The sequence below is a fragment of the Yersinia sp. 1252 StPb PI genome, from assembly GCF_048593885.1.
GTDB classification, from domain to species: domain Bacteria; phylum Pseudomonadota; class Gammaproteobacteria; order Enterobacterales; family Enterobacteriaceae; genus Yersinia; species Yersinia enterocolitica_E.
Map to the genome: position 1 here is coordinate 1 of NZ_JAZGQE010000149.1, position 11,799 is coordinate 11,799.

Here is an 11,799-nt window from a genome sequence, read left to right on the forward strand (position 1 = left end):
AACAATAATATCAGTTGAAATATAATATATAGATAAGGAAATAGTCATGTTCTATAAATCACTGCTTAAGAGTGTCATTGTGACACTCATGCTCGTAACCGTTAACACAGTATTCGCGGCATCATCACCCACTACCCCAACAGAGATGACCTGCAAAGAATTCCTTGATCTTAATCCGAAAAGTATGACCCCCGTCGCTTTCTGGATCCTAAACCAGGATATCCAGTATAAAAAAGGCGATAGCGTAGATTTCCAGGAAATAGACCAGGTCTACACACCAAAAGTGATTGATGTTTGTAAAAAATCACCGAACAAAAAAATTACTGAGATGAAAAAAGAGATTGAGTGGGTACCTAAGAAACCAATGTAATATAATTCTGAGCCTCACATTATTTAATGTGGGGCTAACATTATTTTTTGACTATTATTGGGGAGAAATAATCATGTTAAAGAAGATCATATTGATATCGCTACTGGCATTACCCGTCCACCAGGCATTGGCACTTGACTGCCAGAACGCACTGACACAACTGGATATGAACCAGTGCGCAAATTTAGATTATAAGAAAGCCGATACCGAACTAAACCGTATTTATAAACAGGTTTTGGCCAAAACCCCAGTTGCCCAAAGAGCATTATTAAAGAGTGCGCAACTTACCTGGATAAAATACCGTGACGCAGATTGTACCTTCCAATCCTCAGCCACCGAAGGCGGTTCAGTGCATCCTATGATTATCTCGGCTTGTTTGACCCACAAAACTGAAGCTCGCTCGGCAGAACTACAGTCATTCCTTGATTGTGCTGAAGGTGACCTAAGTTGCCCCTTATAGCGTGCTGTGATTAGCGTTGCCGAATAGTCGAGGGCGTTAGGCCATAAGCCACTTTAAAACAGTTACTGAAGTGGCTGGCAGAGCTGAAACCACACTCCAGGGCAATGTGAATAAGCGGCATCATACTATGTCTTAATAGCTGGTCTGCGCGAGATAACCGCGCTTTCAACACAAATTGATGTGGTGCCAGCCCAGTACTCTGCTTAAACATCCGTGCGAAATGGAACTCACTCAACCCTGCCTGTTCAGCAAGGTCTGACAACAGCAACGGCTGTGAAAGATGTTCGTCAATATACTCTTTCACCCGTTTTAACACTGCCGGAGACAACCCACCGCGAATTACGGGGATCGCCCACTGCAACTGGGTGTAATTTTTTAATAAATGGGTCATCAACAAGGTAGCAGCACTACTGAGGGCTAAATGATTGGCCTGTTCTTGCCAGTTACAATTCAGTAAAAATTGGCGATATAACAACGTTATTTGCGGATCTTCTGCGAAAATTCGTTCATCAACCTGAATTGACTGGGGGCTGCGCTCCCAAATTTGTTCAGCTAGCTGGCGCAGATGCTTATCGGTGCAATACAAATGTACAAATGACAGGTCATCCCGCACATCCCAACTGGATAAGCTGCCCTTTGGCATAATACAAAAACGATCCGGTCCACCGCCATTTTTCCAGCCAGCGCGTGTTTTGTGATAGCACTCATAGCCATCGGCAACATACAGGCTCAAGGTGTGGTGATCAGGGCTTTCTTGTGTAATACAGTCATCACGGTTAGACCAGGCAGCCAATTGAATACCCGAGCCGAGTTGCACACAATCATGCAAGCGCGCTTTGTGTTCTTTTAGGGTTTCAAAAGCTTGATACCGTTCCAACATTGCGCTGACTTCCTTTGGGTACGCGGATGCAACCAGTTTAATGGCTTGCCAGACGGCAGACTATATTTTCCAGTGATTTATCGTAAAAATGCGCAAGATTTTGCAATTTAAAGCAAGCCGCTGAAAGCGCCTCTGCTTCCCATACCGGATACTGCTGTTTTCTAGCTGTGATGAGAAATAACGATGAACGCGCTGCTATATTTGTTAGTTGTACTGATCTGGGGAACGACCTGGATTGCTATTACCCTACAACAGCAAGGTGATGTTGCTATTACTGTGTCCATTTTTTATCGGTTTGTGCTGGCGGCCGGTGTCATGATGATCGTTTTACTGCTCGCCCGCCGACTGCACCAGCTCACGGTACGTGACCACCTTTTTTGTCTGGCACAAGGGGTTTGTGTCTTTGCTTTTAATTTTTACTGTTTTTATCATGCTGCGGCTTATATCAGTAGCGGTCTGGAATCGGTTATTTTCTCAATGGCGGTACTGTTTAATGCCATCAATGGCATGCTTTTCTTTCGCCAACGCCTTAGCCCTAACCTGCTGCCAGCCAGTATCCTCGGCATGATAGGTATTGTTGCTTTGTTCTGGCAAGATCTGACCGCCACACAAATGGCCCCGGAATTACTTAAAGGTATTGGCTTAAGTTTGCTGGGTACCTATGGTTTTTCTCTGGGTAATATGATCAGTAGCCGCCACCAACGCAGGGGATTGGATATTCTGTCAACCAATGCTTATGCCATGACTTATGGTGCGGCAGTGATGGGACTTTTCAGTCTGATTCAACAACACTCTTTTACTCTCGAACTCACGCCACGTTACCTTGGCTCATTGCTGTATCTGGCTATCTTCGGTTCCGTGATTGCATTTGCCGCCTATTTCAGCTTGATTGGACGAATCGGAGCCAGTGGTGCGGCTTATAGCACCTTGTTATTTCCGCTGGTGGCCCTAACCATATCAACCTTCTATGAAGGCTATCACTGGCACCTGAATGCCATTATTGGTTTACTACTCATCCTATTGGGTAATTTAGTGATGTTCTCACGCCCAGGCATGATGCAATCCTGGTTTAAGCGCCGCCATCATTGCCAGCCACAAAGATAACCAAGAAAGGCCGATCGTTATCTCATCGAGAGTTGTGATCGGCCTTGCTCATTTTATTTTGCGGTATCTAAAATGGGTTCACGTACAATGAATATGTAAGACAGAGCCCCGAGGACAGTAACGCAAGAACAGATGGTTAATGCCAGGCTAAATGAGTGAGTGGTATCAACTATCCAACCCGTTATCACCGGTGCAAATGATGCAAATATGAAACTGGCAAAATTCTGTATGCTGCCAACCGATGCAGTCATACGAGAAGAGACCGCGACATGTATAAGCCCCCAGCATGATGTCCCAGCGAAGTGAATACAGAACAGTGCCATGCCTATTAATATAACCGCACTCCCGGTAGTGTCAGCACGGACGACGACAGAGGTAAATGCCGCTGACAGCAACATACCGACCGCAATGCATATTTTGCGGCTTTTTAAAGGAGCCATACCCTGACGGACCAGAAAATCGGTAACGAATCCATTACATAACATGCCTGCCGCGCCGAAAATAAAGGGAATAGAAGCAAACATGCCAGTGCTGGCAAGATTTAAATGATACGTTGTCTGCAAATAGCCCGGTAGCCATGCCAGATAGAGCCATGCGGTATAATTGACGCCACTGAAGCCCAGCATCATGCCCCACATAGTCCGATTACGGAACAAGCCACGCCATTCTTTAAAATTCATAGGCTTACGACTTACATTAACACTGCCAGCATCAAGATATTTTTGTTCTGCTTCGGTTAAATTGATACTGTCACGATTACGGTAAAGCAGATACCAACCGATAGAAAGTGCGATCCCCAGAAGACCAATGGTAATAAACATCCCACGCCAACCGATAACCATCATCATGGCGGCCAGAATAGGTGGACTGATGGCTAAACCAATTGTCGACGCGGAATTAAATATCCCCATAGGCAGGCCACGTTCTTTAATATTGAACCAGTCATTTATCACTTTCACACCGCAAGGGTTCATGGGTGCCTCACCGATACCTAACCCAATACGTACCAGAATAAATTGCGTAAAGGTATGAACTGCCCCGGATAGCGCCTGAAAGAATGACCATACAAACATGCCTAGCCCTAACATAATGCGCGGGCCTTTACGGTCTAACAACGGGCCACACGGCAGTTGAGCAATACCGTATGCCAGAGAAAATGCGGAAAGCAGAAAACCAATCTCCGTGGCACTTAGCCCTAGCTCTTCACGAATGGTTAAATTCGCTACAGATAAAGAACTACGGTCAAGAAAGTTAATAACTGCGGCCAAGAATAATAAAACCATCGATACGGTTTGAATTCTTTTAATACGACTAGAACGCTCTGTATGTAGTATGACCTTGGGGGTTTCATCTGATATTGGCTTTAATACACCCGCATCATTATTTATCACGACATTATTTTTTTCCACGCCCAGCTCCTGAACTTTATAATATATTCATATTGCGATTCATAGAAAAACCTGGCCGATATGAATCGATTAGGAAATAAAAATCTCAAGAAAACAGACTTATTACAGCGTCAACTATAGAGAGATAAGTTAACTGAAATTCAGGTTAATGTGGGCATTCTATATACAGCATATCTTTGTGATGAATACGTGAGATGATTAATAGTTTGCTGGATTTTATCTGTCCTTAATGGTTTTTTATGCGGTTTTTTATCCAGTTTTTTATCTTAGCATGCGCTTTCAGCAATACTCTCTAGGTGGTTAATCATTCGCTGTACTGCGTGATCGAACGAATCATTGATTGCTTAGCGGTATCAAGATGACGCCGTAACTCGCGCACCGCATCCAGATCATTGCGAAAGATTAACGCACTTAAAATTGCCATATGCTCTTCTATCGCCACGATATTGCGCTGCTTTAAATCGCTCTCATCCCATTGATAATGGAAGTGGAAAATAACTGAAATAATCTCCAGAGATTGATTAAAAAATGGGTTATTAGCAGCAGAAAGTATCAGGGTATGAAAATCACGATCTAACTGTGAAAACATGCGATAGCTGCTGCCAATGGTATCCCGCAATTGCCGATGGCGAGCCAATAGCTCTTTGGCTTGCAGCCAACGCTTATCACTATGTGCAAGATTTAAAAAGCGATTTAGCGCATGCGTTTCCAACATTTCACGTAACTCAAATAACTTTTCAGCATAGTTTTGATCAAATTTTTTCATGCTCCACTGACCACGGCGGATATTAACAATGAGGTCATAACGACAAAAACGCAGTAAGAACTCACGAACCACCACAGCGCTGACATTGGCGGCACGAGCAAGTTGTAACTCTGAAAAGGAATCTCCTGCACGAAGCTGACGTTGATTAATCATCTGAAAAAAAGCACGTTCAAATACGTCGGCCTGAGCGTCTGGTGACTGACTGATACAATCAAAACCGTCCTCTGATTGGGGTGTTCTGACAATAATGTAGTAGTCGCCGACCTTCTCCAACACGCCACAGTGATCTAAATGACTCAGGGTATTACGCACAGTTGTTCGGCTGATACTGTACATTTCTGCCAGGGAAGCTTGAGAAGGAAGTGGTGATGTAATATGCCCTTTGGCAATAGCGTCGATCATCTGATTGATGACATTGTGACGAAGATTTTGTGTTCTGCTCATGATTATCCTTAGCTGTTTTTTATTCATTTAAAACCAATTTAAAACAGAATAATTCGTCATCCCTCACAAATATCACATTCGATTTAAACCTGGTTGTGATTTTTAATGAATATCAAACCTCACCTTTTGGAGGAATAATCATGACCACGATGAATACTTTAGTTTGCCTTGAACCAACCAAACTTATTTATCAAAAACGAACTCAACCGTTACCGAGAATTAATGAAGCCTTAATAAAGGTTTTAAATGTTGGTATTTGTGGCACAGATATACATGCCTGGGCAGGTAATCAACCGTTCTTTAGTTATCCACGGGTATTGGGTCATGAAATTTGTGGCGAAATAATAGCGCTGGGGGATAACGTCAATAATATGCATGCCGGGCAACGCGTTGCCGTTATTCCTTATGTTGCTTGCCAGCACTGTAATTCTTGTCTCAGCGGTAAAACCAATTGCTGCGAAAACATTTCTGTTATTGGCGTCCATCAAGACGGGGGTTTCAGTGAGTATTTATCCGTCCCAGTCAGTAATTTATTGGTGGTCGACGATGTAGATCCCGTCTCGGCTGCATTGATTGAACCTTTTGCCATCAGCGCCCATGCCGTGCGCCGTGCCGATGTTCACCCTGATGAGCATGTTTTGGTGGTCGGTGCTGGCCCAATTGGCTTGGGTGTGGCCGCCATTGCGCAAGCCGATGGTGCCTATGTAGTGATGGCCGACACCAGTGAACAACGCCGTGAACATGTAGAAAACCTGTTGGATATCCGGGCATTAGATCCCAGCGATGCCGGATTTGAGCAGAATTTACGCCAGCAATTTGCTGGCATGCTGCCATTAAAAGTTATTGATGCCACAGGTAACCAACGAGCAATGAATAACACCCTCAACTTTATCCGTCACGGGGGCAGCATTGTATTTGTGGGCTTATTCAAAGGTGATCTCAGTTTCCCTGATCCTGACTTCCATAAGAAAGAGACCACCATGATGGGCAGCAGAAATGCCACCTTTGAGGATTTTGACAAAGTGGGGAAATTAATGGCCGCTGGCAAATTATCGGCGGACATGATCCTGACACATCGTTTTGAATTCAATACCTTGGCAGATATTTATGAACAGCAGGTCGTGAAGAATAAAGATCTTATCAAAGGCGTTATTCAATTCTGATCTCACTCATTTTAAGGATATAACACCATGCTAACGTTAAACCGCGAAAACTTTCCTGGCCGTACTCACCCGGATAAAGTGATTCAATTTGGTGAAGGAAACTTCTTGCGCGCCTTTGTCGATTGGCAATTGGACCGACTAAATGAACATACCGACCTTAATGCCGGTGTCGTAGTGGTCCGCCCGATTAACAGTGATTTCCCCCCATCACTTAATACTCAGGATGGCTTATACACCACGATTATTCGCGGTTTAAACGAACAGGGTGAGAAAGTCAGTGATGCGCGCATCATTCGCTCGGTTAATCGCGAAATCAATATTTATCAGGACTTTGACAGCTACCTCGCCCTCGCCCGTAATGAAGATATTCGTTGGGTGTTCTCCAATACTACGGAGGCTGGGATAAGTTATCTGGAAGATGATAAGTTTGGTGATACGCCTCCCGCCAGTTATCCCGCGAAATTAACGCGGCTCATGTTTGAGCGTTTTCAACATTTTTCCGGGGCAGCCGATAAGGGGTGGGTGCTGTTGCCATGTGAGTTGATCGATTATAACGGCGAAGCATTGCTGGAGTTAGTCCTACGCTATGCGCAGTGCTGGAATTTAGGCGAAGGTTTCAGTCAATGGTTATTACAGCACAATACGTTTTGCTCTACATTGGTCGATCGTATCGTGACCGGCTATCCCCGCGATGAAGCTGTGGCCCTGGAAAACCACCTGGGTTATCACGATGCATTCCTCGATACCGCAGAATACTTTTACCTGTTTGTGATCCAAGGACCGCAATCATTAGCGCAGGAACTACGTCTGAATCAATACCCACTAAACATTCGAATCGTCGATGATATTAAGCCCTATAAAGAACGCAAAGTAGCAATTCTCAATGGTGCCCATACCGCATTGGTGCCGGTCGCATTTCTGGCCGGTTTAAATACAGTCGGCGAGGCCATGGCCGACCCGCAAATCAGTCAATTCGTCGCACAACTGATCAGCGAAGAGATCATTCCAGTGTTGGATTTACCCGCGGATGAGCTACAAACCTTTGCTCAAGCCGTGTTGAGCCGTTTTCGTAACCCGTTTATTCAGCACCAACTGCTGTCTATTGCCCTCAATAGCATGACCAAATTCCGTACCCGTATTTTGCCTCAGTTGCTCTCCAGCCAGCAAAATAACGGGCAGTTACCGCCACGACTCACCTTTGCTTTTGCCGCCTTACTGATGTTTTATCGAGGAAAACGTGACGATGAATGTTTTGCATTACAGGATGATGCCCACTGGCTAAATTGTTTCGCCTCCCTGTGGCACGACGTTGACGCCGGTTCACTGCCAATGGAGGGATTGGTGCAATTGGTATTAGCCGACACCCCCCATTGGGGGCAAGACCTCAATCACATCCCGCAGCTCACCAATAGCATTACTGAACAGTTGCAAACAATTAAACGTGTGGGGATGCGAGCTGCTTTAGCCGCTTACCGCTAAATATGTTTATCCGGGCAGATGATTTTATTTTCTGCCCGCCATCTAGTGCAATCACCGTGCGGTTCAAGCACCATCGTGATGGATAAACTCAATACCATACAACCCACCAATAGCATTGATAGTTTCTAATAGATGCGCACCATCCGCTTGATGCAGGACGGTATCGCTCGCGGCTGAATGCGCTGACCACCACAGGGGAAGACCGATAAACCATGCTGTAATCTTAGCCATTGCTACCTCTGCGTTATTTATCTAGCGGGATGAAACTGATGCTTTAAGGGTAGACGCTGCCGCGCGCAAAGGTGAAATAACGATTATGGCTTTGGATATGCCAAATTTAGCTATGAAGGCCAAAACTTAAGATAAAAATTAATAATTATGCATTTTAAAGATGCCAGCCATCAGCCAAGGCGTTATCTTAATTAGACATTCGCCCTGAAGGAGTTTCGCATGTTTGTTGTCAGTCTGACTTACCATCAACCTATCGATGTGGTCGAAGCACTCACTGAAAGTCATAAAGAGTGGTTGAAAAAGTACTATACACAAGGTGTTTTTATCGCATCAGGCCGTAAAGTGCCGCGTACCGGTGGCATTATTTTGGCCAAAAGTATTGCCCGTGAAGAGCTGGATAAGATATTGGCCGAAGATCCGTTTAATGCGGTTGCCGATTATAGCGTGACCGAGTTTATCGCCTCCATGGCTATCGAGTCGGTGGAAGCGTTGAAAACTCTGTGATGCTTTTATGCGATAAATCCTAACAGCAGCTATGGTTGATGCCATGGCTGCTGTTACAACGTATTGGTCGTTAATTCTGCCCGCTGTTGTCGTTGCGCCATAATGCGGTGCAGATTGGCCTCAAGCCATACAGTCAGCCCTTCCACCTGCTCCTGAATCTCCTTCCCCAACGGCGTTAATTTATATTCCACATGAGGTGGTACTACCGGATAAGCAATACGCTCAACAAAACCATCTTCTTCAAGGTGTTGCAGAGTTTGTGCCAGCATCTTTTCACTAACACCGCCAATCTTTCTGCGCAACGCACTAAAACGCAGAGTCTCATTGCTTAACGCAATCAAGACTAACACCCCCCAACGGCTGGTTACGCGCTTGAGCACTTCTCTTGAGGGACAATCAGCATTGAGTAATTCACCCCGCCGAACTTGTTCGGGAAACGAAACAGTGTGACTCAAATTTTGCGGCTCTATTATTTTCATACTAACCTTTTGGTGCGTACTTACGTAAAGTTAGTATATTGCATATGATGAACTTAAGGGCAACTTTCTGGCCAATCATGCGGTTTTTATTCTTTGCCAACTGTCTGTCATCTTTCTCATAACATCAAATCTGGAGTGTCATTATGATCGCAGTAACCGGTGCCACAGGCCAATTGGGCCGCCTTGTTATCAATGCATTACTTAAAAAAGTGCCAGCCAGTGAGATTATTGCTGCGGTACGTACCCCGGACAAAGCCCACGAGCTGGCGGCGTTAGGTGTTCAAATCCGCAAAGCTGACTATAGCCAACCAGCCACGCTGGATACCGCCTTTCAAGGTGTTGATAAACTACTGTTAATTTCATCGAGTGAAGTGGGTCAGCGTATTGCCCAACATAGCGCCGTGATCGCGGCGGCCAAGCGTGCAGGGGTTAAATTGTTGGCATATACCAGTTTGTTACATGCGGATAAAAGCCCACTGGGGTTAGGCGAAGAACACCGGGCGACCGAAGCACTATTACGTGAATCAGGTCTGCCCGTGGTGTTATTGCGTAACGGTTGGTATACCGAGAACTATGCAGCAAGTATCGCGCCAGCCCTGGCACACGGCGCATTTATCGGCGCAGTAGCTGAGGGGCGTATCGCCTCTGCCGCACGTGAAGACTATGCCGAAGCGGCCGCTGTGGTGCTAACTCAGGAAAACCAGGCAGGAAAAGTTTACGAATTAGCCGGTGACGATATCTATACACTGGCTGAATTCTCGGCAGAAATTGCCCGCCAGTCAGGTAAAGCTGTGGTGTACCACGATTTGTCTGAAGCAGATTTCAAGCAAGCATTGCTCGATGCCGGTTTACCTGATGTTTTCGCCAGCCTATTAGCAGATTCTGATGCTGGCGCGGCTAAAGGAGGGCTGTTTGATGACAGTCATACATTGAGAAAACTGATTGGCCGGCCGACAACGCCTTATGCAGATGTCATTGCTGCAACGCTAGCAACACGTTAAATCTATTCAAATACTCTCGGCCGGTTCCCCTTAAGTTACCGGCCGTTCTCCATTAGAACTTATAATAATGCCGGACTAAGACTTGGCAGCATCCAGTGCCTGAGCAAGATCATTGAGAATGTCATCAATATGCTCAATACCAATCGATAGGCGCACCATATCCCGCGGTACGCCCGCCTTGATCAGCTCTTCATCGTTAAGCTGACGGTGGGTGGTTGACGCTGGGTGGCAAGCCAGTGATTTGGCATCACCAATATTCACTAAGCGCACGATCAAATTCAGCGCATCTATAAAACGCCCGCCCGCCTCCTGGCCGCCATGAATACCAAATGACAATATCGAGGCCGGTTTGCCACCTAAATAGCGCTGGGCTAGTTCATGCTCAGGATGATCAGGTAAGCCTGCGTATTTAACCCAACTGACTTGTGGATGGTTTTGCAAATAGTGCGCGACTTTCAGCGCATTTTCAGTATGACGCTCCATACGTAAAGCCAATGTTTCCAGCCCCTGCAAAATCAGGAAAGCATTGAACGGCGATAACGCAGCGCCAGTATTGCGCAATGGCACCACCCGGCAACGGCCAATATAGGCAGCCGCGCCGAATTGCTCGGTATAGGTCACGCCATGATATGACGGATCAGGGGTATTTAATTGAGCAAAACGCTCAGGGTATTGCGTCCAAGGGAACTTACCCGAATCCACCACGATACCGCCAATACTGGAACCATGACCGCCGATATATTTGGTCAATGAATGAACCACAATATCCGCACCGTGTTCAAATGGTCGACACAAGATTGGTGTTGCGACGGTATTATCGACAATCAATGGCACACCATGGCGATGAGCCGCATCAGCCAATTTTTTCAAATCAACAATATTCCCAGCAGGATTACCAATCGATTCACAGAAAACTGCTTTAGTTCGGTCATCGATTAAGGCTTCCAATGCGGCGATATCATCATGATCGGCAAACCGGGTTTCTATCCCATAACGCGGTAACGTATGCGCCAGCAGATTGTAAGTCCCGCCGTACAACTTGGCCACCGACACAATATTATCCCCCACTTCGGCAATGGTTTGGATAGCATAAGTAATCGCCGCCATACCGGAAGCCACGGCCAGAGCGGCAATCCCCCCTTCGAGAGCGGCAACCCGTTTCTCCAGGACATCATTGGTGGGGTTCATGATGCGCGAGTAAATATTGCCGGCGACTTTTAAATCAAACAGATCAGCACCATGCTGGGTATCGTCAAAAGCAAAGGAGGAAGTCTGGTAAATAGGTACCGCAACGGCTTTGGTGGTGGGGTCCGGTGAATAACCTGCATGAATAGATAATGTTTCTAATTTCATTCTTTATCCCTTGTTATATGACAATAGCCAGCGCCGCTGCCAACACGATGATATAACGTGACTAGTCACATTCTTGGCTGGCGACGGAGGTGATGAAGAGGATAACAATAGAGGAATTAATGAGCAGTACCTACCTACAAAAGTAATTATTTAGCT

At 45.8% G+C, this 11,799-nt stretch carries 13 protein-coding genes; 7 read left to right on the forward strand and 6 right to left on the reverse strand.

Annotated features, from left to right (window positions below):
- The first annotated feature begins 46 nt into the window (after positions 1 to 46).
- Positions 47 to 370, forward strand: a complete 324-nt coding sequence (hdeB, locus tag V2A85_RS18030; RefSeq protein WP_372559226.1) for an acid-activated periplasmic chaperone HdeB — start codon at positions 47 to 49, stop codon at positions 368 to 370.
- Positions 371 to 443: 73 nt separating this feature from the next.
- The gene (locus V2A85_RS18035; protein WP_372559227.1) at positions 444 to 830 is read left to right on the forward strand and encodes a lysozyme inhibitor LprI family protein; all 387 of its coding nucleotides are present in this window, start codon (positions 444 to 446) and stop codon (positions 828 to 830) included.
- Between the two features lie 10 nt (positions 831 to 840).
- Here V2A85_RS18035 and V2A85_RS18040 read toward each other — a convergent pair whose 3' ends face one another.
- Positions 841 to 1,710, reverse strand: a complete 870-nt coding sequence (locus V2A85_RS18040) for a helix-turn-helix domain-containing protein (RefSeq protein WP_372559228.1) — start codon at positions 1,708 to 1,710, stop codon at positions 841 to 843.
- A 183-nt stretch (positions 1,711 to 1,893) separates the two neighbouring features.
- Here V2A85_RS18040 and V2A85_RS18045 point away from each other — a divergent pair, with 183 nt between their 5' ends.
- Positions 1,894 to 2,814, forward strand: a complete 921-nt coding sequence (locus tag V2A85_RS18045) for a DMT family transporter (protein ID WP_372559229.1) — start codon at positions 1,894 to 1,896, stop codon at positions 2,812 to 2,814.
- A 53-nt stretch (positions 2,815 to 2,867) separates the two neighbouring features.
- On the opposite strand, the gene V2A85_RS18050 is transcribed toward V2A85_RS18045, so the two are convergent.
- On the reverse strand, positions 2,868 to 4,097 hold the full coding sequence (locus V2A85_RS18050; protein ID WP_372559912.1) for an MFS transporter: 1,230 nt from the start codon (positions 4,095 to 4,097) through the stop codon (positions 2,868 to 2,870).
- Between the two features lie 430 nt (positions 4,098 to 4,527).
- Positions 4,528 to 5,433, reverse strand: a complete 906-nt coding sequence (locus V2A85_RS18055) for an FCD domain-containing protein (RefSeq protein WP_420072008.1) — start codon at positions 5,431 to 5,433, stop codon at positions 4,528 to 4,530.
- Between the two features lie 140 nt (positions 5,434 to 5,573).
- On the opposite strand from V2A85_RS18055, the gene V2A85_RS18060 reads away from it, so the two are divergent.
- Both V2A85_RS18060 and V2A85_RS18065 read left to right on the forward strand, forming a co-directional pair.
- Positions 5,574 to 6,596, forward strand: a complete 1,023-nt coding sequence (locus tag V2A85_RS18060) for a zinc-binding alcohol dehydrogenase family protein (protein WP_420072009.1) — start codon at positions 5,574 to 5,576, stop codon at positions 6,594 to 6,596.
- Positions 6,597 to 6,623: 27 nt separating this feature from the next.
- Positions 6,624 to 8,075 carry a tagaturonate reductase gene (locus V2A85_RS18065; protein ID WP_420072010.1) on the forward strand — a complete coding sequence of 484 codons (1,452 nt, stop codon included), beginning with the start codon at positions 6,624 to 6,626 and terminating at the stop codon, positions 8,073 to 8,075.
- A gap of 63 nt (positions 8,076 to 8,138) precedes the next feature.
- Here V2A85_RS18065 and V2A85_RS18070 read toward each other — a convergent pair whose 3' ends face one another.
- A complete protein-coding gene (locus tag V2A85_RS18070; protein ID WP_420072011.1) occupies positions 8,139 to 8,306 on the reverse strand; it encodes a hypothetical protein in 168 nt (55 codons plus the stop codon).
- A 219-nt stretch (positions 8,307 to 8,525) separates the two neighbouring features.
- On the opposite strand from V2A85_RS18070, the gene V2A85_RS18075 reads away from it, so the two are divergent.
- The gene (locus V2A85_RS18075; protein ID WP_083158564.1) at positions 8,526 to 8,810 is read left to right on the forward strand and encodes a YciI family protein; all 285 of its coding nucleotides are present in this window, start codon (positions 8,526 to 8,528) and stop codon (positions 8,808 to 8,810) included.
- 53 nt (positions 8,811 to 8,863) lie between these two features.
- On the opposite strand, the gene V2A85_RS18080 is transcribed toward V2A85_RS18075, so the two are convergent.
- Positions 8,864 to 9,289: a winged helix-turn-helix transcriptional regulator gene (locus tag V2A85_RS18080; RefSeq protein WP_372559234.1), complete on the reverse strand. Its 426-nt coding sequence runs from the start codon at positions 9,287 to 9,289 to the stop codon at positions 8,864 to 8,866.
- Between the two features lie 143 nt (positions 9,290 to 9,432).
- Between V2A85_RS18080 and V2A85_RS18085 the strand changes: the two genes are divergently transcribed.
- The gene (locus tag V2A85_RS18085) at positions 9,433 to 10,290 is read left to right on the forward strand and encodes an SDR family oxidoreductase (RefSeq protein ID WP_420072012.1); all 858 of its coding nucleotides are present in this window, start codon (positions 9,433 to 9,435) and stop codon (positions 10,288 to 10,290) included.
- Between the two features lie 75 nt (positions 10,291 to 10,365).
- Here V2A85_RS18085 and V2A85_RS18090 read toward each other — a convergent pair whose 3' ends face one another.
- Entirely contained in the window at positions 10,366 to 11,643 is a 1,278-nt protein-coding gene (locus V2A85_RS18090; RefSeq protein ID WP_372559236.1) for a bifunctional O-acetylhomoserine aminocarboxypropyltransferase/cysteine synthase, read from the reverse strand.
- Positions 11,644 to 11,799 lie beyond the last annotated feature (156 nt).

Excerpts from the sequence above, each read along its gene's own strand:
- hdeB (WP_372559226.1), top strand. The coding sequence starts at position 47 with ATGTTCTATAAATCACTGCTTAAGAGTGTCATTGTGACACTCATGCTC.
- V2A85_RS18035 (WP_372559227.1), top strand. The coding sequence starts at position 444 with ATGTTAAAGAAGATCATATTGATATCGCTACTGGCATTACCCGTCCAC.
- V2A85_RS18040 (WP_372559228.1), bottom strand. The coding sequence starts at position 1,710 with ATGTTGGAACGGTATCAAGCTTTTGAAACCCTAAAAGAACACAAAGCG.
- V2A85_RS18045 (WP_372559229.1), top strand. The coding sequence starts at position 1,894 with ATGAACGCGCTGCTATATTTGTTAGTTGTACTGATCTGGGGAACGACC.
- V2A85_RS18050 (WP_372559912.1), bottom strand. The coding sequence starts at position 4,097 with ATGGTTTTATTATTCTTGGCCGCAGTTATTAACTTTCTTGACCGTAGT.
- V2A85_RS18055 (WP_420072008.1), bottom strand. The coding sequence starts at position 5,433 with ATGAGCAGAACACAAAATCTTCGTCACAATGTCATCAATCAGATGATC.
- V2A85_RS18060 (WP_420072009.1), top strand. The coding sequence starts at position 5,574 with ATGACCACGATGAATACTTTAGTTTGCCTTGAACCAACCAAACTTATT.
- V2A85_RS18065 (WP_420072010.1), top strand. The coding sequence starts at position 6,624 with ATGCTAACGTTAAACCGCGAAAACTTTCCTGGCCGTACTCACCCGGAT.
- V2A85_RS18070 (WP_420072011.1), bottom strand. The coding sequence starts at position 8,306 with ATGGCTAAGATTACAGCATGGTTTATCGGTCTTCCCCTGTGGTGGTCA.
- V2A85_RS18075 (WP_083158564.1), top strand. The coding sequence starts at position 8,526 with ATGTTTGTTGTCAGTCTGACTTACCATCAACCTATCGATGTGGTCGAA.
- V2A85_RS18080 (WP_372559234.1), bottom strand. The coding sequence starts at position 9,289 with ATGAAAATAATAGAGCCGCAAAATTTGAGTCACACTGTTTCGTTTCCC.
- V2A85_RS18085 (WP_420072012.1), top strand. The coding sequence starts at position 9,433 with ATGATCGCAGTAACCGGTGCCACAGGCCAATTGGGCCGCCTTGTTATC.
- V2A85_RS18090 (WP_372559236.1), bottom strand. The coding sequence starts at position 11,643 with ATGAAATTAGAAACATTATCTATTCATGCAGGTTATTCACCGGACCCC.